Genomic DNA, 26,186 nt, shown 5'->3' on the forward strand with positions numbered 1-26,186 from the left:
TCAGGTGCCGACCGGGTGCCAGACCGTCTTGGTCTCCACGAAGCGGGTCATCCGGTCCAGCCGCGGGTCGGCGGCCAGGTCCTCCGGACCGGGGCGGCGTACGCGCTTGAGGTTGTCCGCCGCGGCGACCTCGAGGTCCCGGGCCAGGTCGACGTCGTCGACCCCGGTCAGGTCCAGGCCGTCCACGTCGAGGTGGGAGGCCAGCCACGGCGCGATCTCGCCCTGGTGGCCGGTCAGCACGTTGACCACGCCGCCGGGCAGGTCGGCGGTGGCCATCACCTCGGCCAGGGTGATCGCGGGCAGCGGGTGCGGCTGGCTGGCGACGACCACGCAGGTGTTGCCGGTGGTGATCACGGGCGCGACGACGCTGACCAGGCCGAGCAGCGGCGAGGCCGGCGCCAGCACGGCCACCACGCCGGTCGGCTCGGGGCTGGAGAGGTTGAAGTACGGGCCGGCGACGGGGTTGGCGTTGCCCACGACCTGGGCGAGCTTGTCGGCCCACCCGGCGTACCAGACCAGGCGGTCGACGGCCTGGTCGACCTCGGCCCGCGCGCCGGCCGCGTTGACGCCGGTGGCCTCGCGGACCTCGCGCTCGAGCTGGTCGCGCCGGCTCTCGAGCACCTCGGCGATCCGGTAGACGACCTGCCCGCGGTTGTACGGCGTGCGCGCCGACCAGGAGCCGAAGGCCTTGCGGGCGGCGACGACGGCGTCGCGGCCGTCCTTGCGCGAGGCCAGCGAGGCGTTGGCCAGGAACCCGCCCCGGGCGTCGGTCACCTCGTAGGACCGCGCGGACTCCGAGCGGGGGAACGCGCCCCCGACGTAGAGCTTGTAGGTCTTGCGCACGTCGATCCGGTCGGCGTCGCGGCGGGTGCGGTCGCGGCTCATCGGTTCTCCTCCTGCAGGTAGGCCGCCAGCCCGTGGCGCCCGCCCTCGCGGCCGTAGCCGGACTCCTGGTACCCGCCGAACGGCGAGGTCGGGTCGAACTTGTTGAACGTGTTGGCCCAGACCACGCCGGCCCGCAGCCGCTCGGCCATCCACAGGATGCGCGAGCCCTTCTCGGTCCACACCCCGGCCGAGAGTCCGTACGGCGTGTTGTTGGCCTTCTCGACGGCCTCCGCGGGCGTGCGGAAGGTCAGCACCGACAGCACCGGGCCGAAGACCTCCTCGCGGGCGATCCGGTGGGCCTGGGTGACGCCGGTGAAGATCGTCGGACGGAACCAGTAGCCGGTGGACGGCAGCTCGCAGTCGGGCGCCCAGCGGCCCGCGCCCTCCTCCTCGCCGACGGCGGCGAGCTCGTTGATCCGGTCGAGCTGCTCGCGGGAGTTGATCGCGCCCACGTCGGTGTTCTTGTCCAGCGGGTCGCCGACGCGCAGCGTCGACATCCGCGCCCGGAGCCGGTCGAGGACCTCCTCGGCGATCGACTCCTGGACCAGCAGGCGGCTGCCGGCGCAGCAGACGTGGCCCTGGTTGAAGAAGATCCCGTTGACGGTGCCCTCGACGGCCTGGTCGATCGCGGCGTCGTCGAAGACGATGTTGGCGGCCTTGCCGCCGAGCTCCAGGGTGACCCGCTTGCGGGTCCCGGCCACGGCGCGGGCGATCTGGCGACCGACCTCGGTGGAGCCGGTGAAGGCGACCTTGTCGACGTCGTCGTGGGCGACCACGAGCCGGCCGGTCTCCCCGGCGCCGGTCAGCACGTTCACGACGCCCGCGGGCAGGTCGGCCTGCTGGCAGATCTCGGCGAAGAGCAGCGCGGTCAGCGGCGTGGTCTCGGCCGGCTTCAGCACCACCGTGTTGCCGCAGGCCAGGGCCGGGGCGACCTTCCAGGCCAGCATCATCAGCGGGAAGTTCCACGGGATCACCTGGCCGGCGACGCCGACCGGCGTGGTGCCGTAGCCGGCGTGCTCGAGCTTGTCGGCCCAGCCGGCGTAGTAGAAGAACCAGGCGGCGACCATCGGCACGTCGACGTCGCGCGACTCCTTGATCGGCTTGCCGTTGTCGAGGCTCTCCAGCACCGCGAGCTCGCGGCTGCGCTCCTGGATGATCCGCGCGATCCGGAAGAGGTACTTGGCGCGCTCGCGGCCGGGCATCCGGCCCCAGACCCGCTCCTGGGCGCGGCGGGCGGCCTTCACGGCGGCGTCGACGTCGGCGGAGTCCGCGGCGGCGACCTCGGCCAGGGGCTGCTCGGTGGCGGGGTTCAGGGTCGTGAACGACTCGCCGCGCCCGTCGACGAAGGCGCCGTCGACGAACAGGCCGTACGAGGCGCGCAGGTCGACCACGCTGGTCGACTCGGGCGCGGGGGCGTAGGCGAAGGGGCTGGCGGGTGCGGGGGTGGCGTCTTGGGTCACGGCTCTCAGTCCAGGGTCACGTGGTCGGGGCCGCTGTAGTGGCCGGTGCGCATCTTCTGCCGCTGCAGGAGGAGGTCGTTGAGCAGGGAGGACGCCCCGAAGCGGAACCAGTCGGGGTCGAGCCAGTCGGGACCGGCGACCTCGTTGACGGTCACCAGGTACTTGATCGCGTCCTTCGTCGTGCGGATGCCGCCGGCGGGCTTCACGCCGATCATCCGGCCGGTGGCCCGGCGGAAGTCGCGGACGGCCTCCAGCATCACCAGCGTGACCGGCAGGGTCGCGGCGGGCTGCACCTTGCCGGTGGAGGTCTTGATGAAGTCGGCGCCGCCGGTCATCGCCAGCCAGCTCGCGCGGCGGACGTTGTCGTAGGTCGCCAGCTCGCCGGTCTCGAGGATCACCTTGAGGTGGGCGTCGTGCCCGCCCGGGCGGGCGCAGACCTCGCGGACGGCGACGATCTCGTCCAGCACGCGGCGGTAGTCGCCGACCAGGAACGCGCCGCGGTCGATCACCATGTCGATCTCGTCGGCACCGTCGGCCACGGCGTTCGCGACGTCGGCGAGCTTGAGGTCGAGCGCGGCGCGGCCGGAGGGGAACGCGGTGGCCACCGAGGCCACCTTGACCCCGCTGGAGCCGAGCGCCTGCTTGGCGGTGGCGACGAGGTCGGGGTAGACGCAGACCGCGGCCGCTGCGGGGCACGAGGCGTCCGTCGGGTCGGGGCGCACGGCCTTGGCCGACAGCGCCCGCACCTTGCCGGGGGTGTCGGCACCCTCGAGCGTGGTCAGGTCGACCATCCGGACGGCCAGGTCGAGGGCGTACGCCTTGGCCGTGGTCTTGACGGACCGGGTGCCGAGGCCGGCGGCGCGGGCCTCGACGCCGACCTGGTCGACGCCGGGGAGGCCGTGCAGGAAGCGGCGCAGCGAGGCGTCGCTGCCGGCCACCCCCAGCGGGTCGGTGGGGGCCGCGGACGACGGTGTCGCGGCGGTCGGGGGGGCTGCCATGGGTGCCAGCATAGGGTTGGCGCCGCCGCGGGTCCGCACCCGCGTCGAGACCCGTCCGCGCCCGTACGACCCGAGAGGACCGCTGTCCGTGGCTGCCCGCGAGGAGGACTTCCGTCCGACCAACGGACCGGTGGTCGGGCTCCTGGCCCTCGCGGTGCTGGCCGGCGTGGTGGTGCTCGACGTCCTGGGGCAGGGCGTGGACCTGGCCCCGTGGGGGTACGCGCTGCTGGTGCTGCTCGGCGTGCTCGTCTGGGCCGCCGTGCTGCGGCCGCGGGTGTGGGTCGGCCAGGGCGACCTGGTGCTCCGCACGATGCTGGAGACGGTGCGCCTGCCGCTGGCGGCCGTGGAGACGATCGCGGTGCGCCAGGTGCTCGTGGTCACCGCCGGGGGCCGGCGCTACGTGTGCCCGGCGCTCGGCCGGAGCCGCCGGGCGTTGGTGCGCGGGTCCGGCAGCGGGGGCGGACGCGGCGGGGGTGGCGGCGTCGGGGCCTTCGTGGGCTTGCGCTCGTGGGGTGACGGCGCGCCGGTCGAGGGCGACGAGGTCGCCCGTCGCAGCCACGAGCGGGCGCTCGGCGTCGACTACCCGCACTACGTCGAGGGCCGGCTGCTGGAGCTGACCGACCGGGCCCGCCTCGAGGCGCGGGTGCGGCCCGGGTCCGACGCCCAGCGGGAGCTGGCCGCGGGCGTACGCCGGGAGCCGGCGTGGCCGGAGATCGCGGCGCTGGTGCTCAGCACCGCGGCGCTCGTGGTCCTGCTGCTCGTCTGAGCGGTGCGGCGTCAGCCGCCGAGGCGGTGGCGGAGGTCGGCGCCGAGGGCGTCGAGCCGGGTGGCGGCCGCGATCCGCGCGGCGGCGACCGCGGACGTGCGGTCCTCGCCGGGGGCGACGTCCTCGACGGGGACGACGACCTCCAGGTAGGCCTTCACCTTGGGCTCGGTGCCGCTGGGGCGCACGACGACCCGGGCGCCGCCGGCCAGGCGGTAGCGCAGCCCGTCGGTCGGGGGCAGGCCGTCGCCGCCCGCGGCGAGGTCGTCGACCCCCTCGACGGCCAGTCCGCCGAGCGCGGCAGGGGGCTCCTCGCGCAGCGTGGTCATGGCCCGGGCGATCAGGGCGAGGTCGGCCACGCGTACCGACACCTGGTCGGTGGCGTGCAGGCCGTGGGCGGCGGCGAGGTCGTCGAGCACGTCGAGCAGGGTGCGGTCCTCCGCCTTGCACTGCGCAGCCAGCTCGCAGAGCAGCAGCAGCGCGGAGACGCCGTCCTTGTCACGGACGTGCTCCGGGTCGCAGCAGTAGCCCAGCGCCTCCTCGTAGCCGAAGACCAGGCCCTCGGCCCGCGAGATCCACTTGAACCCGGTCAACGTCTGCGCGTGCGGCTCGCCGGCGGCCTCGGCCATCCGGGCCAGCAGGCTCGAGGAGACGATCGAGCAGGCCCAGGTGCCGTGCCGGCCCCTCCGCATCAGGTGGTGGGCCAGCAGCGCCCCGATCTCGTCGCCGCGCAGCAGCCGCCACCCGGTGTCGGCCGGCACGGCGGCGGCGCAGCGGTCCGCGTCGGGGTCGTTGGCCACCACGAGGTCGGCGCCGGTGCGGACGGCCAGCGCGAGCGCCTCGTCCATCGCCCCGGGCTCCTCGGGGTTGGGGAAGGCGACGGTGGGGAAGTCGGGGTCGGGCTGCTCCTGGGACGCCACGACGCTCGGCGCGGTGAACCCGGCCGTCTCGAGCACCTGCAGCACCGGCTCCGCGCCGACGCCGTGCAGCGGCGTGTAGACGATCGCGAGGTCTCGCGGGCCGTCCTCGGCCAGGCCGGCGACGGTGTCCAGGTAGCGGTCGACCAGACCCTCGTCGAGGGTCGTCCAGGCGTCGCTGCGGGCCACGTCGGCGTGGGCACCCACCTCGGCGATGCGGGCGGCGATCGCGGCGTCCGCGGGCGACACGATCTGGCTGCCGTCGCCGAGGTAGACCTTGTAGCCGTTGTCCTCGGGCGGGTTGTGGCTGGCGGTCACCATCACGCCCGCCGCGCAGCCGAGCTCGCGCACGGCGTAGGCCAGGACGGGGGTCGGCAGGGCGCGGGGAAGCACCATCGCCTCGATCCCGGCGCCGGCCATCACCGCGGCGGTGTCGCGGGCGAAGTCGAGCGACAGGTGGCGGGCGTCGTACCCGACGACCACGCGCAGCCGCCCGCGGCCGGACCCGGCGGCGGGTCCCTCCTCGAGCAGGTACGCCGCGAGGCCGGCTGCGGCGCGGGTGACCACGACGCGGTTCATCCTGTTCGGCCCGGGGCCGAGCGCGCCGCGCAGGCCGGCGGTGCCGAACTCCAGGGTGCCGTCGAAGCGGTCGGCCAGCACCGCGGCGGCGGCGGCGTCGCCGCCGTCGGCCGCGTCGAGCTCCCGCTGCAGCTGCGCCCGGGTCGCCGGGTCCGGGTCCGCACCCGCCCAGGCACGGGCGCGGGCGAGGAGCTGGTCGACGGTGTGGTCGGGGTCGGGCGTGGCCATGGTCCGCACCGTAGTCGGCGGCGGGGGTGATGATGAGCCGGTGACCGCCCCCGTGCACCGCCTCCCGCCCCCGGTCGGGGCCGACGAGGCGGTGCAGCGCTGCCGTGCGCTGCTGCGGGGCGCCCCGAGGGAGGAGCACCTGGTGCTGCTGCCCTGGCTGACCGGGCACGCCTGGGCCGAGGGCGACCCCGTGCGCGACCCGGCCCGCTGGGGCGACCACTGGGTCCGTCACTGGGGCGCGCGCGGCCTGCTCCACCTGTGGTCCGACGCGGCGACGGACGACGTCGTGGCGGGCCTGGGCGACAAGCACTGGCGGCCGGCGGAGACCTGCCTGCGGGTGGTCGCGCGCCACGACGTGGCCGGGGCGGGCCCGGGCGCCTGCGCCCTGGCCGGGCACCCCCTGCCCCGGGTGCGCTCCCAGGCGGCCCGTGCCCTCGCGGTGGCCGGGGACGTCGAGCACGCCTCGGCGCTGCGTGCCCTGGCCGACGACCCGGACCCGGGCGTACGGCAGGCCGCCGCGCGGGTATGGCCGGCGCTGGCGCGGCGGCTCGACCTGGGGGACGTGGAGCGGGAGGGCGACCGATGACCACCGCACGGGACCGCTGGGAGGCGCTGGCGCAGCGCGACGCCGTGCGGGTGGCGGCCCTGGACCCGTTGCTCGACCCGCGGGCGGCGACCCGGCCGGGGTCGCGGGACGACGGGGGCGTCGTCCTCGAGGACGCCCGGGGCGTCGTGCTGGGTCTGGCCCGCCAGGCGCCGGCGGCCTCCGTGTGGACCGCGCCTCGTGGGCACTCGCTGTCCCTCGCCCGGTCGGCGGACCACGCTGCCGAGGAGGTCGACCGCGCGGTGGGAGAGGTCCTGGACCGGTGGGAGGCCGAGGTGCTGCTGCCCGACCGGGAGGCCGGGGAGGCGACCACGGTGGCCTCGGTGAGCGTGTCCGCCCTCGACGACGACGTCGTGGCGCCCCTGGTCGCCCGGCACTTCGGACGGGCGGTCGTGCTGGCGGTGCGCCGGGTCCGGGACGGCGACGCGGAGGAGCCGGCGCAGGCTCGGGCGGGCGGCGGTGTCGTGGTGCGTCCGGCCACGACCGCCGACGCCGGTGCGGTGGTGGCAGCGACGGTCGCGGTGCACCGGGCGGACCGGGCGTACGGCTTCGTGCCCTGGTTGGCGGACCTCGAGGAGCGGCTCGCGGACGGTGTCGCCGCGGAGCTGGGGGCCGCACCCGGCTGGACCTGGGTCGCGCAGCGCGACGGGGCCGTGGTCGGCGTCTGCCAGGTGGAGCCGCCGGACCGGGCCGCCTGGATCACCGGGGCCACGACGGCCGGACCCGCGGCGTACCTGGGTCTGCTGCACGTCGACCCGACGGCCCGCGGGGCGGGCGTCGGTCGGGCGCTGGTGGCGTCGGCGCAGGCCAGGTGCGCGCGGGAGGGCGTGGCCACGGTGCTCCTGCACCACGCCGCGGCCAGTCCGCGGTCGGCGCCGTTCTGGGCGCGGGAGGGCTACCGGCCGCTGCTGACGACCTGGTCGCGCCGGCCCGCCGTACGCCCCGCCGTTCGCCCGGTGCCGGGGGCGGACGCCACCGGTCGGGGGACCTAGCCGTCCGCGGTGACGGCGCGCTCCTCGTCGGTCAGGTCGGACTCGTCGCTGTCGTCGAGGAACTCACCGTTCTCCTCGTCGAAGTCGCGCTGGGTGTTGTCGACCTCGGCGTTGCGGGGGCGGTTCTCCGGGTCGAGGCGCTCCTGGCGCTCGGCCTCGATCTCCTCGGCGTCGGGTTCAGAGACCTCCGCCTGGGCGCCGGTCTCCTCGGCCTCCTCGGCCTCCTCGGTCTCCTGGCTCTGGTCGGTCCCGGTCTCCTCGCTCATGGCGGCCACCTTGGCAGAGGAGGTGACGGAGGTCACGTGCCTAGGAGGGTGGGTCGCCGCGCGCACCGATCTCAGCGGTCGATGGAGCTCATGTCGGAGTAGCGGTCGCCGACGACGGCGTCGCGGGGCACGGCGTCGGTGAGGGCGCGGAGGTCCTCGGCGGACAGGACGACGTCGGCCGCGCCGGCGTTCTCCTCGAGGTAGCGGACCCGTCGGGTGCCCGGGATCGGGACGACGTCCTCGCCCTGGGCCAGCACCCACGCCAGCGCGAGCTGGCCGGGGGTGCAGCCGAGGCGCTCGGCGATCGTGCGCACCTCGCCGACCAGCCGCAGGTTGGCGCGCAGGCCCTCGCCGTTGAGCCGGGGGAAGCGCTCGGAGAGCCGCGTGTCGGACTCGTCGAGGTCGGACTCGTCGGTGATCGCGCCGGTGAGGATGCCGCGCCCGAGCGGGGAGTACGGCACCAGGCCGATGCCGAGCTCGCGCAGCAGCGGCAGGATCTCGTCCTCGAGGTCGCGGGTGAACAGCGAGTACTCGGTCTGCAGGGCGGTGATCGGGTGCGTCTCGTGGGCGCGGCGGATCGTGCGGGGCGCGGCCTCGGAGAGCCCGAGGTGGCGCACCTTGCCGGCGGCGACGAGCTCGCCCATGGCGCCGACGGTCTCCTCGATCGGCACGTCCGGGTCGACCCGGTGCTGGTAGTAGAGGTCGAGGTGGTCGACGCCGAGGCGCGCCAGGGAGGCGTCGCAGGCGCTGCGGACGTACTCCGGGCGGCCGTTGATGCCCAGGCGGGTCCCGTCGGCGAGCCGCTCGTTGCCGAACTTGGTGGCCAGCTGCACCTCGTCGCGGCGCCCGGCGACCGCCCGCCCGACGAGCTGCTCGTTGGTGAAGGGGCCGTACATGTCGGCGGTGTCGAGGAAGGTGACGCCGAGGTCGAGCGCACGCTGGATCGTCTCGGTCGCGCCGGCGTCGTCGGTCGCGCCGTAGAACTCCGACATGCCCATGCAGCCGAGGCCGAGGGCGGAGACGGTCAGCGGGGACGTGGTGCCGAGCGTGCGCTGGTGGAGGGTCATGCCCCCAGGAAACCAGGTCGACCCCGGGCCGGGCCCGGGCGCGGGCTCAGATGCGGGGGACCACCCGGGAGAGCAGGTCGCCCATCCGCGTGGCGGCGGCGCGCCCGGCCTCGAGCACCTCGGCGTGGTTCAGCGGCTGACCGGTGATCCCGGCGGCGGCGTTGGTGACCAGGCTGAGCCCGAGCACCTCCAGACCGGCCGCCCGGGCGGCGATCGCCTCGAGGGTGGTGGACATGCCGACGAGGTCGGCGCCGAGGGTGCGCGCCATGCGTACCTCGGCCGGGGTCTCGTAGTGCGGGCCGGGGAACTGGGCGTAGACGCCCTCGTCGAGGCTCGGCTCGACCTCCTGGCACATCGCGCGCAGGCGCGGCGAGTAGAGGTCGGTGAGGTCCACGAAGGTGGCGCCCTCGAGCGGGGAGACCGCGGTCAGGTTGAGGTGGTCGCTGATCAGCACCGGGGTGCCGGGCGCCCACTCCTCGCGCAGGCCGCCGCAGCCGTTGGTCAGCACGATCGCGCGGCAATCGGCCGCGGCCGCCGTACGGACGCCGTGGACGACGGCGGCGACGCCGCGGCCCTCGTAGTAGTGGGTGCGGCTGAGGAAGACCAGCAGCCGCTGGTCCCCGCTGCGCACCGAGCGGACCTTGCCGGCGTGCCCGGCGACGGTGGCGCCGGTGAAGTACGGCAGGTCGGTGACGTCGACCTCGGCCACCGTCTCGCCGAGCGCGTCGACGGCCGGCAGCCACCCGGACCCGAGCACCAGCGCGACGTCGTGCTGCTCCACCCCGGTGAGCCGGGCCAGCTCCGCCGCCGCCTCCGCGGCGCGGGCGGCGTGGTCGAGCGGGGCGTCGGGGGGCTGGGGCTGCTGGGTGTGCTGGGTCACGGCGGGGACTGTAGCGAGCGTGCGGCGTGGCCGGGAAGCCGCGGGCGGGCCGAGCGGGAAGTCTCCGGGAAGTCCCCGGCCGACCGGGGACTTCGCGGTACGCCGCCGGGCTACTCGCCCAGGGAGCGGCAGGGGCGGAGGCGGAGGGCGGCGACGTAGTCGTCGGGCGCGGAGGCGGCCTGGGCGGCCTCCGCGATCACGCCCAGGTACGAGGCGGAGGGCAGGCCGCCCTCGAAGGCGTCGAGGACGTAGGCCCAGGCGACCTCCTCACCGGTGAGCGTGGCGACCCGGACCCGGGTCTTGCGGTAGAGGCCCTGGTCGGCGCCCTCCCAGCGGTCGAGGTGGGTCTCGTCGGCGCGGGTGACGTCGTAGACGGCGACGAAGACCTGCTCGAACGGGTCCTGCACCACGGTGGCCAGCGAGCCGTCCCAGCCGTGCTCCTCGCCGCCGAAGGTGAGCCGCCAGCCCTGGAGCCAGCCGGTGGTGCGCCAGATGGAGTGCGGGGCGTGCTCGCCCATCCGGGCCGGGTCCAGGTTCGTGCCGTAGGCCGCGTAGAGGGTCACGCCCCTGAGGCTAGTGCGCGCCGCGGACCCGTGGCCCCGCCGAGGACCGGCCCGGCCACGACGATGGATAGGCTGGGCCCGTGAGCGATCAGCAGACCCACTTCGACGTCCTCGTCCTCGGTGCCGGCCCCGGTGGCTACGTCGCCGCGATCCGCGCCGCCCAGCTCGGCAAGACCGCCGCGGTGGTCGAGGAGAAGTACTGGGGCGGGGTGTGCCTCAACGTGGGCTGCATCCCCTCCAAGTCGCTGCTGCGCAACGCCGAGATCGCGCACATCATCACGAAGGAGAAGAAGACCTTCGGGATCTCCGGCGACGCCACGATGGACTTCGCCGTCACGCACCAGCGCAGCCGCGGCGTGGCCGAGAACAGCGCCAAGGGCGTGCACTACCTGATGAAGAAGAACAAGATCCAGGAGATCCACGGCTGGGGCACGCTCACCGGGGCCGTCGACGGCAAGCAGGGCATCGAGGTGAAGGACGCCGACGGCGGCACCACCACCTACACCTGCGACGACCTGGTGATCGCCACCGGCGCGCAGACCCGTCTGGTGCCCGGCACCTCGCTGTCCGAGCGCGTGGTCACCTACGAGGAGCAGATCCTCACCGAGGACCTCCCCGGCTCGATCGTGATCGCCGGCTCCGGTGCCATCGGCGTCGAGTTCGCCTACGTCCTGACCAACTTCGGCGTCGACGTGACGATCGTGGAGTTCCTCGACCGGATGGTGCCCACCGAGGACCCGGACGTGTCCAAGGAGCTGCTCAAGCAGTACAAGAAGCTCGGCGTCACGGTGATGCTCAAGACCAAGGTCGAGTCGATCGACGACTCCGGCGACAAGGTCAAGGTCGTCGTCTCCCAGGACGGCCAGCAGCAGACCCTCGAGACCGACAAGGTGATGCAGGCGATCGGCTTCGCGCCGCGCCTGGAGGGCTACGGGCTCGACAACACCGGCGTCAGCCTCACCGAGCGCGGCGCGATCGCCGTCGACGCCCGCGGTCGCACCGACGTGGACCACGTCTGGGCCATCGGCGACGTCACCGGCAAGCTGATGCTGGCCCACACCGCCGAGGCGATGGGCGTGATCGCCGCCGAGACCATCGCCGGCGCCGAGACCGTCGAGATCGACTTCGACATGATCCCGCGCGCCACCTTCTGCCAGCCGCAGATCGCCTCCTTCGGCTACTCCGAGGAGCAGGCGAAGGAGAAGGGCTACGACGTCAAGGTCGCCCAGTTCCCGTTCTCGGCCAACGGCAAGGCCCGCGGCATGGCCGAGGGCGTCGGCTTCGTCAAGATCATCGCCGACGCCGAGCACCACGAGATCGTCGGCGCCCACATGATCGGCCCCGAGGTCACCGAGCTCCTCCCGGTGCTGACCCTGGCCCAGAAGTGGGACCTCACCGCGGACGAGGTCGCTCGCAACGTCTTCGCCCACCCGACCCTGTCGGAGGCCATGAAGGAGGCCGTCGAGGGGATCGCCGGCCACATGATCAACCTCTGACGGGCCCAGGCCCACCCGAGCACCAGCGACCCGGACGGACGTGCCCATGACCGACAAGGTCGTCATCCTCGGCGGCGGACCCGGCGGCTACGAGGCGGCGCTGGTCGCCGCGCAGCTCGGCGCCGACGTGACCGTGGTCGACTCCGACGGTCTGGGCGGCTCCGCGGTCGTCACCGACTGCGTGCCGAGCAAGACGCTGATCGCCACCTCCGAGCTGATGAGCGAGATGGACGGCGCGGCCGAGCTGGGCGTGAACTTCCACGACCACGAGGGCGACGCCGCCACCGGCATCCGTGTCGACCTGGCCCGGGTCAACGCCCGGGTCAAGCGCCTGGCCGCCGACCAGTCGGCCGACATCGCCCAGCGCCTCGACAAGGAGGGCGTGCACGTGGTCACCGGCCGCGGGCACCTCGACGGCCCCGGCCGGGTCGTGGTCGACGGGGACTCCTACGACGCCGACGCGGTCCTGGTGGCCACCGGCGCCGCCCCCCGGACCCTGTCCAGCGCGCAGCCCGACGGCGAGCGGATCCTCACCTGGGAGCAGGTCTACGACCTCACCGAGCTGCCGACCGAGCTGGTCGTGGTCGGCTCGGGCGTCACCGGCGCCGAGTTCGCCAGCGCCTACCTCTCCCTCGGCGTGCCCGTCACGCTCGTCTCCTCGCGCGACCGGGTCCTGCCCGGCGAGGACGCCGACGCCGCCGAGGTCCTCGAGGGGGTCCTCACCCGGCGCGGGATGACGGTGCTGTCGAAGTCGCGGATGGAGTCGGTCACCCGCGACGGCGACGTCGTCACGGTCCGGCTCACCGACGGCCGCAGCGTGCAGGCCTCGCACTGCATCCTCGCTCTCGGCTCGGTCCCCAAGACCGAGGGGATCGGCCTGCAGGAGTCGGGCGTCGAGCTCGGCGACGGCGGGTTCGTGACCGTCGACCGCGTCTCGCGCACCACGTCCCGGGGCGTGTACGCCGCCGGCGACTGCACCGGCGTGCTGATGCTCGCGTCCGTGGCCGCGATGCAGGGCCGGATCGCGATGTGGCACTTCCTCGGCGACGCCGTGCAGCCACTCGACCTGACGCAGGTCTCCTCGAACGTCTTCACCGCCCCCGAGATCGCCACCGTCGGCTGCACCCAGCAGTCGGTGGACACCGGTGACATCGTCGCCGAGGTGGTGATGCTGCCGCTCGACGGGAACGCCCGCGCCAAGATGCAGAACGTCAAGGACGGCTTCGTGAAGCTGATGTGCCGTCCCGGGACGGGCATCGTGGTCGGTGGTGTGGTCGTCGGCCCGCGGGCCAGCGAGCTGATCCACCCGGTCTCCATCGCGGTCGCGCAGCGGCTCACGGCCGACCAGCTGGCCCACGCCTTCACCGTCTACCCCTCGATGAGCGGCTCGATCGCGGAGGCGGCCCGCCGCCTCCACCACGTCTGATCGCCCTCGCCGGGGGGCCCACCCGTCGTACCCTCCCGGGGTGCGACGACCCCTGGGGACCCTGATCGGCCTGCTCACCGCGGGCGTCCTGCTCGCGCCCGCCGCCGGGGCCACCGCCTCGGCGGCACCGGTGACCCCGGACCCGGACCCCGGTCTCGTGGGCCCGGTCGAGCGCCCGGACCCCGGTGACCGCCCCGGTGACCGTTCCGGCGCCGCACGGGCCGCGGACGGGCTGACGCTGACCGGGCGCGGCCACGGCCACGGCCGGGGGCTGTCGCAGTACGGCGCGAAGGGCGCTGCGGAGGACGGCTGGTCGTACCGGCGGATCGTGTCGTTCTACTACCCCGGCACCACCTGGGACCGCGCCGCCGGCCGGATGCAGGTGCTGATCACCGGCGACACCACCCGCGACCTCGTCGTGCGCGCCCGCCCCGGCCTGCGGCTGCGCCCGGTCGGCGGGTCCTGGTCCCCGCTGCACGACGCCCGCCCGTCCGCGGTGGCCTGGCGCGTCGTCCCGGCCGCGAAGGGCCGCAGCCAGGTCGACTACCGCACCGCGCAGGGGTCGTGGACCCGGCTGCGCACCGTCGACGGCGAGGTCGAGGTCGGCGCCGGGAGAGCACCCGTACAGCTGGAGACCCCGGCCGGCACGACGGCCTACCGCGGGGTGCTGCGCTCGGTGGACCCGCCGCCGGGCTCCAGCGACGACGCCGAGGACCGCGACACCGTCAACGTGGCGCCGATGGAGTCGTACCTGCGCGGGGTGGTGCCGCGCGAGGTGCCGGCGCTGTGGCCGGCGGCCGCGGTGCGGGCCCAGGCCGTGGCCGCACGCAGCTACGCCGCCTACGAGCGGGTGCACCCGCGCAACAGCCACTACCAGGTGCTCGACACCTCGGGGTCCCAGGTGTACGGCGGGGTCGCCGCCGAGCACCCGGCCAGCGACGAGGCCGTCCGCGCCACGCGCCGGCAGGTGCGCCACGCCGGCGGGCAGCCGGCCTTCACCCAGTTCTCGGCCAGCAACGGCGGGTGGACCGCGAAGGGCTCCTTCGCCTACCTCCCGGCCCAGCAGGACCGCAACGAGGAGGGCTCCGGCAACCCGTACGCCACCTGGCGCCGCACCGTGAGCAGCAGCGCCCTGGAGTCGGCCTACCCCGCGATCGGCCGGTTCACCGGGGTCGAGCTGCGCGGGCGGACCGGTGACGGCCAGTGGGGCGGCCGCGTGGGGACCGTGGTGGTCACCGGCGGTCAGGGCCGGGTCACGGTGCCGGGGGAGACCTTCCGGTCGGTGTTCGGGCTGCCGTCGACCTGGTTCACGAGGGCCTAGGGCCTGGTCGGCCGGCCCGCAGCACCGCCCGCAGCACCAGGCCCGCCAGCAGCGCCCAGAACGCGGCACCGATGCCCAGCACGACCACGCCCGAGGCGGCCACGACGAAGGTGACCACGGCGGGTTCGCGCTCGGCCGGGTCGGCCAGTGCCTCACCGAGCGCGGCGGCGAGCGCTCCAAGCAGGGCCAGCCCGGCGGCGGCCTGGATCACGCCGTCCGCCGCCGCGGTCACCACGGCCGTGAGGGCGCCCGCGCCGAGGCCGAGCAGGACGTAGGTGGCCGCGCCGCTCAGCGCGGCCCACCAGCGCCGGGCAGGGTCGGGCCCGGCCTCCGGCCCGGCGGCCAGCGCCGCGGTGATCGCGGCGAGGTTCACCGCGTGACCGCCGGCCGGGGCCACCAGCAGCGTGCCGAGGCCGGTGACGCCGAGCGCCTCCCGCCAGGGCGTGCGGTAGCCGTTCGCCGTCAGCACGGCGGCGCCGGGGACGTTCTGCGAGGCCATCGTGACGACGTACAGCGGGAGCGCGACCGAGAGCAGCGCGCCGGCCGACCACGCGGGGGCGGTCAGGTCCACGACGGGCAGCAGCGGCAGGCCGGCCAGGACGTCGCGGGCGTCGAGCACCACGACGACCAGGGCCACCGCCAGCGACCCGGGCACCGCCCACCGGCGGGCCAGCCGCAGCAGCACCAGCCAGGTCAGCACGACCGGGGCGACCAGGACCGGTGAGATCGCCAGCGCCGTCACCGGCGCCAGGCACAGCGGCAGCAGCACGCCGGCCAGCATCGCGCGGGCCAGGGCCGGCGGGATCCGGCCGACCAGGTCGCCCAGGCCGGGCACCAGCGCGGTCAGCACGACCAGCAGCCCGGTGACCAGGAACGCGCCGACGGCGGCCGGCCAGCCGCCGGCGACGGCGCCGGTCGAGACCAGCAGCGCGGCGCCGGGCGTGGACCACGCCAGCGTCACCGGCGTGCGGTGCCGCAGGCCCAGCCACGCCATCCCCGCCGCCTGGGCCAGGCACAGCGCCAGCAGCCCGGACGCCGCCTGCGCCGGCGTCGCGCCGACCGCGGTGAGGCCGGCGACGACGACCACGAAGGAGCTGCTGAACCCGACGACGGCCGCCACCACGCCGGCCGCCAGCGGCTGGGCGGGCACCCGGCCCCGGGTGTCGGCGTGCCGGCTCAGGACAGGACCAGCACGAGGTCGCCGCCCTCGACGGCCTGCGTGCCGCCCAGGGCGACCCGCTCCACGGTCCCGGCCGTCGGCGCGGTGATCGCGGCCTCCATCTTCATCGCCTCGATCGTGGCCACCGTCTCACCGGCCTCGACCCGCGCACCCTGCTCGACCACGACGGTCACCACGCCGGCGAAGGGCGCGGCGACCTGCCCGGGCGTGCGGGGGTCTGCCTTCTCGGTGGCGTTCACCTCCGCCGCGACGCTGCGGTCGCGCACCGCCACCGGGCGCAGCTGACCGTTGATCGTCGCCATCACCGAGCGGATGCCGCGCTCGTCGGGCTCGCCGACCGCCTGCACCCCGAGCAGCAGGGTCACCCCCTCCTCGAGCTCGACGGCGTGCTCCTCGCCCTGCCGCAGGCCGTAGAGGAACTCCAGGGTGGGCAGCACCGAGACGTCGCCGTGCACCCGGCGCCGCTCGAGGAAGTCCGCGGTGGGGCCGGGGAACAGCAGCTCGTTCAACGTCGCGCGACGGTGGCCGGCCAGGCCCTCGACCTGCTCGGCGGTCAGGTCCGCGGCGGCCGGGCGGACCGTACGCCCGGCGAGGGCGCGGGTGCGGAAGGGTTCGGGCCACCCGCCCGGCGGGTCCCCGAGCTCGCCGGACAGGAAGCCGATCACGGAGTCCGGGACGTCGTAGGAGCCCGGGTCCGCGGCGAAGGCCGCCGGGTCGGCGCCGACCGCCACGAGGTGCAGGGCGAGGTCGCCGACCACCTTCGAGGACGGGGTCACCTTGACCACGTTGCCGAGGATGTCGTTCGCGGCGGCGTACATGTCCTCGATCTGCTCGAACTTCTCCCCGAGGCCCAGCGCGACGGCCTGCTGGCGCAGGTTGGACAGCTGCCCGCCGGGGATCTCGTGGCGGTAGACCCGGCCCGTCGGCGCGGCCAGGCCGGACTCGAACGGGGCGTACACCCGCCGGGTGGCCTCCCAGTACGGCTCCAGCGCGTTGACCGCGGCCAGGGACAGCCCGGTCTCCCGGGCGGTGTGGTCGGTGGCCGCGACCAGGGCCGACAGCGACGGCTGCGAGGTGGTGCCGGCCATCGCGGCGCAGGCGGCGTCGACCGCGTCGACCCCGGCGTCGATGGCGGCGGTGAGGGTGGCCAGCTGCCCGCCGGTGGTGTCGTGGGTGTGCAGGTGCACGGGGAGCTCGAAGCGCTCGCGCAGCGCGGTGACCAGCGTGCGGGCGGCGGGCGCGCGCAGCAGCCCGGCCATGTCCTTGACCGCGAGCACGTGGGCGCCGGCCGCGACGATCCGCTCGGCCAGGCGCAGGTAGTAGTCGAGGGTGTAGAGCCGCTCGCCGGGGTCGGACAGGTCGCCGGTGTAGCAGAGCGCCACCTCGGCCACCGACGTGCCGGTGGCCCGGACGGCGTCGATCGCCGGCCGCATCTGGTCGACGTCGTTCAGCGCGTCGAAGATCCGGAAGACGTCGATGCCGGTCGCGGCGGCCTCCTCGACGAAGGCGTCGGTGACCGCGGTCGGGTAGGGCGTGTAGCCGACCGTGTTGCGCCCGCGCAGCAGCATCTGGAGGGCGATGTTGGGCATCGCCTGCCGCAGGGCGTCCAGCCGCTCCCAGGGGTCCTCGGCCAGGAAGCGCAGCGCGACGTCGTACGTCGCACCGCCCCACGCCTCGACCGACCACAGCTCGGGCGTGGTCCGGGCGACGTGCCCGGCGACGCCGACCAGGTCGCGGGTGCGTACCCGGGTGGCCAGCAGCGACTGGTGGGCGTCGCGGAACGTCGTGTCGGTGACCGCGACCGGCTTCTGCGCGCGCAGCCGCCGCGCCAGCTCCTCGGGGCCGTGGGTGCGCAGCAGCTGCCGGGTGCCGTCGGGGGCCGGCACGGCGAGGTCGACCGGGGGCAGCTTGGTGGCCGGCACGACGGTGACCGGGGCGCGTCCGTGCGGCTGGTTGACGGTGACGTCGGCCAGGAAGGACAGCAGCTTGGTGCCGCGGTCGCCGGAGGTGCGCGCCCGGGCCAGCTGCGGGTGGGTCTCGATGAAGGAGGTGGTGACGCGTCCGGCGCGGAAGTCGGGGTCGGCCAGCACCGCCTGCAGGAACGCGATGTTGGTGGAGACCCCGCGGATGCGGAACTCGGCGACCGCGCGCTGGGCCTTCTCGACCGCGGCCTCGAAGGTGCGACCGCGGCAGGTGAGCTTGGCCAGCAGGGAGTCGAAGTGCGCCGAGACCTCGGCGCCGGTGTAGGTCGTGCCGCCGTCCAGGCGCACCCCGCCGCCGCCGGGGGAGCGGTAGCTGGTGATCCGGCCGGTGTCGGGCCGGAAGTCGTTGGCCGGGTCCTCGGTCGTGATCCGGCACTGCAGCGCCGCGCCGCGCAGGACCACGGTGTCCTGGCTCAGGCCGAGGTCGGCCAGGGTCTCGCCGGAGGCGATCCGCAGCTGGGACTGCACGAGGTCGACGTCGGTGACCTCCTCGGTCACGGTGTGCTCGACCTGGATGCGCGGGTTCATCTCGATGAACACGTACCGGTCGTCCGGGTCGAGGAGGAACTCGACGGTGCCGGCGTTGCGGTAGCCGATCTCACGGGCGAAGCGGACCGCGTCGGCGCACATGCGCTCGCGCAGGTCGGGGTCGAGGTGGGGTGCCGGAGCGATCTCGACGACCTTCTGGTGCCGGCGCTGCACCGAGCAGTCGCGCTCGAAGAGGTGGATCACCTCGCCGGTCCCGTCGGCCAGGACCTGGACCTCGATGTGGCGCGGGTCCACCACGGCCTGCTCGACGAACACGGTCGGGTCGCCGAAGGCGGCCTCGCCCTCGCGCATGCAGGTCTCGACCGCCTCGCGGAGCCGTGCGGGGTCGTCGACGCGGCGCATGCCGCGCCCGCCGCCTCCGGCGACGGCCTTCACGAAGACCGGGAAGGGCAGCGCGGAGGCCGCCGCGACGAGCGCGTCGACGTCGGTGCCGGGGTCGACGCCCTGCAGGGTCGGTACGCCGGCCGCCCGCGCCGCGGCGATGGCGCGAGCCTTGTTGCCGGTCAGCGTGAGGACCTCGCTGGTGGGGCCGACGAAGGTGATCCCCGCCGCGGCGCAGGCCTCGGCCAGGGCGGGGTTCTCCGAGAGGAACCCGTAGCCGGGGTAGACCGCGTCGGCGCCGCAGCGCAGCGCCACGTCGACGATGCCCTGCGGGTCGAGGTAGGCCCGGACCGGGTGGCCCGGCTCGCCGATCTCGTAGGCCTCGTCGGCCTTCAGGCGGTGCTCGGAGCCCCGGTCCTCGTACGGGAAGACCGCCACCGTGCGCGCACCCAGCTCGTACGCGGCCCGGAACGCGCGGATCGCGATCTCACCGCGGTTGGCCACCAGCACCTTGGAGAACATGGCCGGAGGCTATCGACGCGGGGCCCCCGCGGGCGAGGCGTCCGGGTGCCGGGCTGGACGAGCCCGCCAGGGCCGGGACCGTCGCGAGCGCCGCGAGGTCGTGGGTCGTCCGACGCGCCGGAGCGCGTCAGCCGACCCACGACTGGGGGAACGACGAGGGGAGCGCGACCGGAGCCTGGCGCTCTATCGACGCGGGGCCCCCGCGGGCGAGGTGTCCACGAACTGCCCGACCACGGCGGGGAGCACCGCGAGCGCGAGCGCGACCGCCCGGTCGGTCGGGACGTCGAGCACGGTGACGGCCTGCGGGCCGCCGGCGGTGGTGGCGCTGAGGGTGCTCAGGCCGACCCGGCGCTGGAACCAGGTGGCGCGGAGGTTGACGCCGATGACGTGCTCGTCGGCGAGCGAGTCGCGGCGGCGTACGACGCTCCCGGAGCGGGCGACGACGTGGTGGCCGACGTGGGCGTGGCCGAGGGTACGGGCCCGGTCGGCGGCCAGGACGCCGGCCAGGACGGGCAGCACCACGGTGAGGACGAGCAGCCAGGGCGTGAGGTCGAAGGCGACGACCAGGACCACCGGGACGGCCGCCAGCACCAGCGCGGGCACCAGCGCACGCACCCACCGACGGCGGGTGGCGGCGGGGCCGTGGTGCTCGAGCGCCGCGTCGGCGACCCCGGGGGCGCGGAGCACCTCGCCGGCGACCCCGGCGGCGACCCGGGCAGGGGCCGGCGGCACGATCATCGCGCTGGCCGCCTGGGATCCGGCCAGGCCGGTGACGATCGCGCTCAGCCGGGCGGCGCCGACCAGCCGCAGGGACAGCGGCTCGTGCAGCCGGACCCCGGCGAGGCGCTCCTCGTCGATGCTGGTGTCGCGGGTGGTGAACAGGCCGCGGCGCAGCTGCCACGAGCCCGCGGAGCGGCGCAGGGTCAGTCCCCAGTTCGTGGCCAGGTAGCCCAGGACCGCCAGGACGGCCGTCGCGACCAGCGCCGCCGCGACGAGGACCAGGACCGTGACCACGCCGGGCAGGCCCGGCCCGTCGGTCACCCGCGACGGCTCGGGCAGCAGCTCGTCGGCGGACTGGAGCAGCTGGCCACCGGCGCCGAGGATGCCGGCCAGCACGACGACGCCGGTGCTGGTCAGGGGGGCGTACCGCGCCCAGCGGGGGTCGAGCACCAGCGTGGGCGGGGCGTCCCGGGCGGGCGCCGGGGGCGTCGTGGGCGCACCTGCCACCTCGCCCGCCACCTCGCCCGCCACCTCGCCCGACGCGTCGCCCGTGACGGGGACGGCGTCACCCGGGCCGGGCGCGACGGGGGAGACGCGCAGCAGGTCGTCGCGCAGGCGCAGCGCCCCGGCCGAGCGCAGGCCGTCGAGCTCGAGCTGCTGGTCGTCGGCGTTCGTGCCGGTGCCGATCCGCACCGTCGACAGGTCCAGCATCCGGTGGATCAGGCTGGCGCTGATGTCGACGGTGCGCACCCGCTCCAGGCGCGCTGAGCGGGAGCGGCGCATCACCAGGCCCGTCCGCAGCTCCAGGCGGCCCTCGGCGATCCGGAAGCTGGTCGTCAGGTAGCGCAGCAGCCCGATCGCGATCGGGATCAGCACGCCCGCCAGCTGCCACGGGACGCCGCCGCTGAGGCCGGACCCCGCGACCGCCACGATCACCAGCGCGGGCAGGAAGCGGATGACCTCGCGGACGGGGTGGACCAGCAGCATCCGCGGGTCGAGCCGGAACCAGTCCCCGCTCGGCAGGTCGACCAGCTGGTCGGGCTGGTCGGGCTGGTCGGGCTGGTCGGGCGGGCCGGGTTGGCTCACGTGGCGTCACCCTCGACGGCGTCCGCCTTGTGGGTCAGCTCGTCGGCCAGCTGCCGGGCGACGGTGCGGTCGAGCCCGGCCACCGAGAGCGCACCGGCCGCGGAGGCCGTGGTGATCGTGACCGTGGCCAGGCCGAACAGCCGGCTCAGGCCGCTCTCGGTGTAGTCGACGGTCTGAATGCGTGACATCGGGGCGATCCGCCGCTCGCGGGACCACCAGCCGACCTGCGTGTAGACCGCCGTGTCGGTGACCTCCCAGCGGTGCACCAGGTAGCGCCACTGCGGGACGACCACCATGTAGCCGACCGCGGCGACGATCGCCAGCGCGACCCACCACCACCGGACGTCGACCCAGCCGGGCAGCGCCAGGGCGGCCCAGAGGACGCCGATCGCGACGGCGGACTCGAGGCCCTCGGCCAGCATCCACATCCAGCGTGCTCGGGGACTGACCCGCTCGCGGGGCTCTCGGAGGTCGACCACGGGGCCGAGCCTAGGTCCACCGGCCGGCAGCTCGGCCGGTACGTCGGCCGGTACGTCGGTCGGGGGCGTCAGCCGGCGACCTCGCAGACGACCTCGCCGTTGGTGACGGTGGCGCCGACCTCGACCGCGAGACCGGTGACGGTGCCCGCCTTGTGCGCCTTGAGGGGCTGCTCCATCTTCATCGCCTCGATCACCACGATCGTGTCGCCCTCGGCCACGGTGTCGCCCTCGCTGGCGACCACCTTGACCACGGTGCCCTGCATCGGGCTGGTCACGGCGTCGCCGGACGCGGCCGCGCCGGCCTTGCGGCCGCCGGCCCGCTTGGGCTTGCGGGCGGCGCCGGCGGACGCGCCGGACCCCAGCCCGCCCAGCCCGGCCGGCAGGACGACCTCGATCCGACGGCCGCCGACCTCGACGACCACGGACTGCTTCTCGCCGGCCTCGGCCGCCTCGGCGCTGTCACCGGAGTACGGCTCGAGCTGGTTGTCGAAGTCGGTCTCGATCCAGGTCGTGTAGACGGTGAAGTCCCCCTCGCCGCTCGGGGTGGAGGCCCCGACGAAGGCCGGGTCCGAGACCACGGCCCGGTGGAACGGGATCACGGTGGGCATGCCGTCGACGACGAACTCCGCCAGCGCGCGGCGCGAGCGCTCGAGGGCCTGGGTGCGGTCCCGGCCGGTCACGACGAGCTTGGCGATCAGGGAGTCGAACGCGCCGGGGATCGTGTCGCCGTTCTCGTAGCCGCCGTCGAGGCGGACGCCCGGACCCTGGGGCGGGCTCCAGGCAGACAGGGTGCCGGGGGCCGGCATGAAGCCGCGCCCGCCGTCCTCGGCGTTGATCCGGAACTCCAGGGAGTGGCCGCGGACCTCGGGGTCGTCGTACCCGAGCTCCTCGCCGGCCGCGATCCGGAACATCTCGCGGACCAGGTCGATCCCGGTGACCTCCTCGGAGACGCAGTGCTCGACCTGGAGGCGGGTGTTGACCTCGAGGAACGAGATCGTGCCGTCCTGCCCGACGAGGAACTCGCAGGTGCCGGCGCCGACGTAGCCGGCCTCGGTGAGGATCGCCTTGGAGGCCTCGTAGAGGCGACGCACCTGGTCCTCGGACAGGAACGGCGCCGGCGCCTCCTCGACCAGCTTCTGGTGGCGGCGCTGCAGCGAGCAGTCCCGGGTGGAGACGACCACCACGTTGCCGTGCTGGTCGGCCAGGCACTGCGTCTCGACGTGGCGGGGGCGGTCGAGGAACTTCTCCACGAAGCACTCGCCGCGCCCGAAGGCCGAGACGGCCTCGCGCACCGCGGACTCGAAGGCGTCGGCGACCTCGGAGGCCTCGCGGGCCACCTTCAGGCCACGACCGCCACCGCCGAAGGCGGCCTTGATCGCGATCGGCAGCCCGAACTCCTCGGCGAAGTCGACGGCCTCCTGGGCGTCGGCCAGCGGGTCCTTGGTGCCCGGTGCGAGGGGGGCGCCGACGCGCTCGGCGATGTGGCGCGCCCTGACCTTGTCGCCCAGGTTCTCGATGGCCTCCGGCGGGGGACCGATCCACACCAGGCCCGCGTCGATCACGGCGCGGGCGAAGTCGGCGTTCTCGGCCAGGAACCCGTACCCGGGGTGCACCGAGTCGGCCCCCGACCGCTGGGCCACCTCGACGATCTTGGCGATGTCGAGGTACGTCTCCGCCGGCGTCGCGCCGCCGAGGGAGTGGGCCTCGTCGGCCAGCCGGACGAAGACGGCGTCGCGGTCGGGCTCGGCGTAGACGGCCACGCTGCCGATCCCGGCGTCGCGGCAGGCGCGGACCACGCGGACGGCGATCTCCCCCCGGTTGGCGACGAGGACCTTCTGCAGGGGGCGGATCGAGGGCACGCGGAGCTCCTGGGCGGTCGGGTACGGCGGGGTCGGACCGCTGCGCCGGGCAGGGCCGGGCAGGGTCGCTGGGCAGGGTATCGCTGCCCGCGACCTGCCGTGGGCGGGGCCGCACGGTGGTCGCTGTGTGGTGGGAGTGACCCCCGGGGCAGGCGGGCCGGGTGAGGCGTGACAGATTGCCGGGCGCTACAAAGAACGCTCCCTCGGCCTGGAGGTCACCGTGCTCCCCTCGTTCCTCGCCCGCGACCGCATCGTCGCCGGCCCCGGCTTCAACCGGTGGCTCATCCCACCGGCGGCCCTGGCCGTGCACCTGTGCATCGGGCAGGTCTACGCGACCAGCGTCTACAAGTCGGCGCTGACCGCCCACTTCGACTCCTCGCTCACCGCGATCGGGTTCATCTTCTCGATCGCGATCGTGATGCTCGGGCTGTCCGCGGCCCTGTTCGGCACCTGGGTGGACCGCAACGGCCCCCGCGCCGCGATGGCCGCCTCCGCGACCTTCTGGGTCAGCGGGTTCCTCGTGGCGGCGCTCGGGATCAGCCTCGACCAGCTCTGGCTGGTCTACGTCGGGTACGGCGTGATCGGCGGCATCGGGCTCGGGATCGGCTACATCTCCCCGGTCTCGACCCTGATCAAGTGGTTCCCCGACCGCCCGGGCCTGGCCACCGGCATGGCGATCATGGGCTTCGGCGGCGGCGCGCTCATCGCCAGCCCGCTGTCGGGGCGCCTGATGGCGCTCTACGACTCCTCCTACGACCCGACCGACGCCACCACGGTGCCGTCCGGCCAGGCCGTCGCGCTGCTCTTCGTGACCCTCGCGGTCATCTACGCGGTGTTCATGTCCTTCGGTGCCGCCACCATCCGCGTGCCCGCCGAGGGCTGGACGCCCGACGGCTGGGACCCGTCGGAGGTCAAGAAGCAGAAGATGGTCACCACCAACAGCGTCTCCGCCTCGAACGCGGTCAAGACCCCCCAGTTCTGGCTGCTGTGGATCGTGCTGTTCTGCAACGTCACCGCCGGCATCGGCATCCTCGAGCAGGCCTCGCCGATGATCCAGGACTTCTTCCGCGAGGGAGAGACCTCCACCGTGGCCGCCGCGGCCGCCGCCGGCTTCGTCGGGCTGCTGTCGATCTTCAATATGGCCGGCCGGTTCGTGTGGTCCTCGACCTCCGACGTCATCGGCCGCAAGCCGATCTACATGGTCTACCTCGGTGTGGGCGTCGCCCTCTACCTCGTGCTGGCGCTGTTCGGCTCGACGTCGACGGTCGTCTTCGTGATCACCGCCGCCGTGATCATCTCGTTCTACGGCGGCGGGTTCGCCACGATCCCGGCCTACCTGCGTGACCTCTTCGGCACCTACCAGGTCGGCGCCATTCACGGTCGTCTGCTGACGGCCTGGTCGGCGGCCGGCGTGGCCGGCCCGCTCATCGTCAACGCGTTCCTCGACGCCCGGGGCACACCCGGCGCCCTGGTCGCGGCCGACTACCGCCCGGCGCTGCTGACCATGGTCGGCGTGCTCGTGGTCGGCTTCGTGGCCAACCTCCTGGTCCGCTCGGTGAACGCGAAGTTCCACGAGCCGGTCACCGATCCCGCATCCAAGACTGAAGGAGCACGTGCATGAACGCGCGCATCGCCGTGGCCTGGGCCCTGGTCGGCATCCCGCTGGCCTACGGCATCACCGAGACCGTGCGTCGGGCCCTGCTGCTCTTCACCGGTTAACAACCGCTAACCAACCGGCTAGAGTGCGGGGCATGACCTCCGCCTTCGAGCTGTCCCGCGAGCACGACGAGTTCCGCCACAGCGTCCGCGACTTCGCCGAGGACCGCATCCGACCGCACGCCGCCGACTGGGACCGCGAGCACCACTTCCCGGTCGACGTCGTGCGGGAGATGGGCAAGCTGGGCCTGTTCGGGCTCACCGCGCCCGAGGAGTACGGCGGGGCCGGCGAGGACGGTGACTTCACCAGCCTCTGCGTGGCCATCGAGGAGCTCGGCCGGGTCGACCAGTCCATGGGCATCACCCTGCAGGCCGGGGTGGGCCTCGGGATCAACCCGATCCTCACCTACGGCACGGCCGAGCAGCGCGAGCGCTGGCTGCCCGACCTCGTCGCCGGTGAGCGGCTCGCCGGGTTCGGCCTGACCGAGCCCGGTGCCGGCTCCGACGCGGGGGCCACGCAGACCCGGGCCGAGATGGTCGGCGACGAGTGGGTGGTGAACGGGGCCAAGCAGTTCATCACCAACTCGGGCTCGGAGATCACCAGCCTGGTCACCGTCACCGCCCGTACCGGGGAGCGCGAGGACGGCCGCCCCGAGCTCAGCGCGATCATGCTGCCCTCGGGCACGCCCGGCTTCACCGTCGAGAAGGCCTACGACAAGCTCGGGTGGCACGCCTCCGACACCCACCCGCTGTCCTTCGCCGACGCCCACGTCCCGGCCGACCACCTGCTCGGCCAGCGCGGGCGCGGCTACGCCCAGTTCCTGGCCACCCTCGACGACGGCCGGGTCGCCATCTCGGCGCTGGCCACCGGGTGCATCCAGGCCTGCCTGGAGGCGTGCGTGACCTACGCGGGGGAGCGGCAGACCTTCGGCGGCCCGATCGGGCGCAAGCAGGGCGTCGCCTTCCAGGTCGCCGACCTCGAGGTGATGGTCCAGGCCAGCCGCCTGATGACCTACCGCGCCGCGGCCATGAAGGACGCGATGGAGCGGGGCGAGCAGGTCTCGACCAAGCAGTTCAAGCAGGCGGCGGCGGCCGCCAAGCTCTACACGACCGAGTCCGCGGTCACCGCGACCCGGATCGCCACCCAGGTCTTCGGCGGCTACGGCTTCATGGAGGAGTACCCCGTCGCCCGGCTGTACCGCGACGCCAAGGTGCTCGAGATCGGCGAGGGCACCTCGGAGGTCCAGCGGATGCTGATCGCGCGGGGGCTCGGCCTGCCGGTCGAGTGACCCGCCCGCCGCTGTAACGCTGTGTTACATCGTCTGGTGCGGCGTCATGACACCGCACCAGATGAAGTAACACAGCGTTACAGCGGCGCCTGCCCGGC

At 74.6% G+C, this 26,186-nt stretch carries 22 protein-coding genes; 9 read left to right on the forward strand and 13 right to left on the reverse strand.

Translation table 11 applies throughout. The features are described 5' to 3' along the window. Genes ENKNEFLB_RS06050 through deoC form a run of 3 tightly spaced genes read right to left on the reverse strand, consistent with a single transcriptional unit; the run spans position 1 to position 3,343 of the window. Positions 1–885 (reverse strand): aldehyde dehydrogenase family protein, encoded by an 885-nt coding sequence (locus tag ENKNEFLB_RS06050; RefSeq protein WP_214058372.1) that lies wholly within the window; start codon positions 883–885, stop codon positions 1–3. Continuing rightward, complete coding sequence (locus ENKNEFLB_RS06055; RefSeq protein WP_214058373.1) at positions 882–2,345, reverse strand: aldehyde dehydrogenase family protein; 1,464 nt, start codon at positions 2,343–2,345, stop codon at positions 882–884. Before ENKNEFLB_RS06055 ends, ENKNEFLB_RS06050 begins: the two co-directional genes overlap by 4 nt. Positions 2,346–2,350: 5 nt before the next feature. Then, positions 2,351–3,343: a deoxyribose-phosphate aldolase gene (deoC, locus tag ENKNEFLB_RS06060; RefSeq protein ID WP_214058374.1), complete on the reverse strand. Its 993-nt coding sequence runs from the start codon at positions 3,341–3,343 to the stop codon at positions 2,351–2,353. A gap of 88 nt (positions 3,344–3,431) precedes the next feature. Between deoC and ENKNEFLB_RS06065 the strand changes: the two genes are divergently transcribed. Then, on the forward strand, positions 3,432–4,109 hold the full coding sequence (locus ENKNEFLB_RS06065) for a hypothetical protein (protein WP_214058375.1): 678 nt from the start codon (positions 3,432–3,434) through the stop codon (positions 4,107–4,109). 11 nt (positions 4,110–4,120) lie between these two features. Here the strand turns inward: ENKNEFLB_RS06065 and ENKNEFLB_RS06070 are convergent, their stop codons facing one another. After that, a complete protein-coding gene (locus ENKNEFLB_RS06070; RefSeq protein WP_214058376.1) occupies positions 4,121–5,830 on the reverse strand; it encodes a phospho-sugar mutase in 1,710 nt (569 codons plus the stop codon). A 40-nt stretch (positions 5,831–5,870) separates the two neighbouring features. Here ENKNEFLB_RS06070 and ENKNEFLB_RS06075 point away from each other — a divergent pair, with 40 nt between their 5' ends. After that, positions 5,871–6,416, forward strand: a complete 546-nt coding sequence (locus ENKNEFLB_RS06075; RefSeq protein WP_214058377.1) for a HEAT repeat domain-containing protein — start codon at positions 5,871–5,873, stop codon at positions 6,414–6,416. Continuing rightward, entirely contained in the window at positions 6,413–7,426 is a 1,014-nt protein-coding gene (locus ENKNEFLB_RS22855; RefSeq protein ID WP_214058378.1) for a GNAT family N-acetyltransferase, read from the forward strand. The genes ENKNEFLB_RS06075 and ENKNEFLB_RS22855 overlap by 4 nt, the downstream gene beginning before the upstream one ends. Here the strand turns inward: ENKNEFLB_RS22855 and ENKNEFLB_RS06085 are convergent. From ENKNEFLB_RS06085 to ENKNEFLB_RS06100, 4 genes are all read right to left on the reverse strand, one after another. Further along, on the reverse strand, positions 7,423–7,692 hold the full coding sequence (locus tag ENKNEFLB_RS06085; RefSeq protein WP_214058379.1) for a hypothetical protein: 270 nt from the start codon (positions 7,690–7,692) through the stop codon (positions 7,423–7,425). The genes ENKNEFLB_RS22855 and ENKNEFLB_RS06085 overlap by 4 nt on opposite strands. A 71-nt stretch (positions 7,693–7,763) precedes the next feature. After that, a complete protein-coding gene (locus ENKNEFLB_RS06090; protein ID WP_214058380.1) occupies positions 7,764–8,759 on the reverse strand; it encodes an aldo/keto reductase in 996 nt (331 codons plus the stop codon). 46 nt (positions 8,760–8,805) lie between these two features. Further along, positions 8,806–9,639 (reverse strand): purine-nucleoside phosphorylase, encoded by an 834-nt coding sequence (locus tag ENKNEFLB_RS06095; protein WP_214058381.1) that lies wholly within the window; start codon positions 9,637–9,639, stop codon positions 8,806–8,808. Positions 9,640–9,749: 110 nt separating this feature from the next. Beyond that, positions 9,750–10,202, reverse strand: a complete 453-nt coding sequence (locus tag ENKNEFLB_RS06100) for a gamma-glutamylcyclotransferase family protein (RefSeq protein WP_214058382.1) — start codon at positions 10,200–10,202, stop codon at positions 9,750–9,752. A gap of 80 nt (positions 10,203–10,282) precedes the next feature. Between ENKNEFLB_RS06100 and lpdA the strand changes: the two genes are divergently transcribed. Genes lpdA through ENKNEFLB_RS06115 form a run of 3 tightly spaced genes read left to right on the forward strand, consistent with a single transcriptional unit; the run spans position 10,283 to position 14,445 of the window. Further along, a complete protein-coding gene (gene lpdA, locus ENKNEFLB_RS06105) occupies positions 10,283–11,698 on the forward strand; it encodes a dihydrolipoyl dehydrogenase (protein WP_214058383.1) in 1,416 nt (471 codons plus the stop codon). A 46-nt stretch (positions 11,699–11,744) separates the two neighbouring features. Then, positions 11,745–13,124 (forward strand): NAD(P)H-quinone dehydrogenase, encoded by a 1,380-nt coding sequence (locus ENKNEFLB_RS06110; RefSeq protein ID WP_214058384.1) that lies wholly within the window; start codon positions 11,745–11,747, stop codon positions 13,122–13,124. A gap of 40 nt (positions 13,125–13,164) precedes the next feature. Continuing rightward, positions 13,165–14,445: a SpoIID/LytB domain-containing protein gene (locus tag ENKNEFLB_RS06115; protein ID WP_214058385.1), complete on the forward strand. Its 1,281-nt coding sequence runs from the start codon at positions 13,165–13,167 to the stop codon at positions 14,443–14,445. On the opposite strand, the gene ENKNEFLB_RS06120 is transcribed toward ENKNEFLB_RS06115, so the two are convergent. From ENKNEFLB_RS06120 to ENKNEFLB_RS06140, 5 genes are all read right to left on the reverse strand, one after another. Then, a complete protein-coding gene (locus ENKNEFLB_RS06120) occupies positions 14,432–15,595 on the reverse strand; it encodes a benzoate/H(+) symporter BenE family transporter (protein ID WP_214058386.1) in 1,164 nt (387 codons plus the stop codon). The genes ENKNEFLB_RS06115 and ENKNEFLB_RS06120 overlap by 14 nt on opposite strands. A gap of 26 nt (positions 15,596–15,621) precedes the next feature. Next, positions 15,622–18,999, reverse strand: a complete 3,378-nt coding sequence (locus ENKNEFLB_RS06125) for a pyruvate carboxylase (RefSeq protein WP_214058387.1) — start codon at positions 18,997–18,999, stop codon at positions 15,622–15,624. A gap of 183 nt (positions 19,000–19,182) precedes the next feature. After that, positions 19,183–20,805 (reverse strand): PH domain-containing protein, encoded by a 1,623-nt coding sequence (locus ENKNEFLB_RS06130; protein WP_214058388.1) that lies wholly within the window; start codon positions 20,803–20,805, stop codon positions 19,183–19,185. Then, positions 20,802–21,284, reverse strand: coding sequence for a PH domain-containing protein (locus ENKNEFLB_RS06135; RefSeq protein ID WP_246535864.1), 483 nt, complete (start codon positions 21,282–21,284; stop codon positions 20,802–20,804). Before ENKNEFLB_RS06135 ends, ENKNEFLB_RS06130 begins: the two co-directional genes overlap by 4 nt. 68 nt (positions 21,285–21,352) lie before the next feature. Further along, positions 21,353–23,143, reverse strand: coding sequence for an acetyl/propionyl/methylcrotonyl-CoA carboxylase subunit alpha (locus tag ENKNEFLB_RS06140; RefSeq protein ID WP_214058389.1), 1,791 nt, complete (start codon positions 23,141–23,143; stop codon positions 21,353–21,355). 220 nt (positions 23,144–23,363) lie between these two features. Between ENKNEFLB_RS06140 and ENKNEFLB_RS06145 the strand changes: the two genes are divergently transcribed. Genes ENKNEFLB_RS06145 through ENKNEFLB_RS06150 form a run of 3 tightly spaced genes read left to right on the forward strand, consistent with a single transcriptional unit; the run spans position 23,364 to position 26,088 of the window. Beyond that, positions 23,364–24,764: an OFA family MFS transporter gene (locus tag ENKNEFLB_RS06145; protein ID WP_214058390.1), complete on the forward strand. Its 1,401-nt coding sequence runs from the start codon at positions 23,364–23,366 to the stop codon at positions 24,762–24,764. After that, positions 24,761–24,862 carry an MFS transporter small subunit gene (locus ENKNEFLB_RS23110; RefSeq protein ID WP_420830526.1) on the forward strand — a complete coding sequence of 34 codons (102 nt, stop codon included), beginning with the start codon at positions 24,761–24,763 and terminating at the stop codon, positions 24,860–24,862. Before ENKNEFLB_RS06145 ends, ENKNEFLB_RS23110 begins: the two co-directional genes overlap by 4 nt. A gap of 32 nt (positions 24,863–24,894) precedes the next feature. After that, positions 24,895–26,088 carry an acyl-CoA dehydrogenase family protein gene (locus ENKNEFLB_RS06150; RefSeq protein WP_214058391.1) on the forward strand — a complete coding sequence of 398 codons (1,194 nt, stop codon included), beginning with the start codon at positions 24,895–24,897 and terminating at the stop codon, positions 26,086–26,088. Positions 26,089–26,186 lie beyond the last annotated feature (98 nt).

Origin of the sequence: Nocardioides aquaticus, assembly GCF_018459925.1 — a bacterium.
GTDB lineage: Bacteria > Actinomycetota > Actinomycetes > Propionibacteriales > Nocardioidaceae > Nocardioides > Nocardioides aquaticus.

Coding starts and splice junctions, on each gene's coding strand:
- ENKNEFLB_RS06050 (WP_214058372.1), bottom strand. CDS start 885: ATGAGCCGCGACCGCACCCGCCGCGACGCCGACCGGATCGACGTGCGC.
- deoC (WP_214058374.1), bottom strand. CDS start 3,343: ATGGCAGCCCCCCCGACCGCCGCGACACCGTCGTCCGCGGCCCCCACC.
- ENKNEFLB_RS06070 (WP_214058376.1), bottom strand. CDS start 5,830: ATGGCCACGCCCGACCCCGACCACACCGTCGACCAGCTCCTCGCCCGC.
- ENKNEFLB_RS22855 (WP_214058378.1), top strand. CDS start 6,413: ATGACCACCGCACGGGACCGCTGGGAGGCGCTGGCGCAGCGCGACGCC.
- ENKNEFLB_RS06085 (WP_214058379.1), bottom strand. CDS start 7,692: ATGAGCGAGGAGACCGGGACCGACCAGAGCCAGGAGACCGAGGAGGCC.
- ENKNEFLB_RS06090 (WP_214058380.1), bottom strand. CDS start 8,759: ATGACCCTCCACCAGCGCACGCTCGGCACCACGTCCCCGCTGACCGTC.
- ENKNEFLB_RS06110 (WP_214058384.1), top strand. CDS start 11,745: ATGACCGACAAGGTCGTCATCCTCGGCGGCGGACCCGGCGGCTACGAG.
- ENKNEFLB_RS06125 (WP_214058387.1), bottom strand. CDS start 18,999: ATGTTCTCCAAGGTGCTGGTGGCCAACCGCGGTGAGATCGCGATCCGC.
- ENKNEFLB_RS23110 (WP_420830526.1), top strand. CDS start 24,761: ATGAACGCGCGCATCGCCGTGGCCTGGGCCCTGGTCGGCATCCCGCTG.
- ENKNEFLB_RS06150 (WP_214058391.1), top strand. CDS start 24,895: ATGACCTCCGCCTTCGAGCTGTCCCGCGAGCACGACGAGTTCCGCCAC.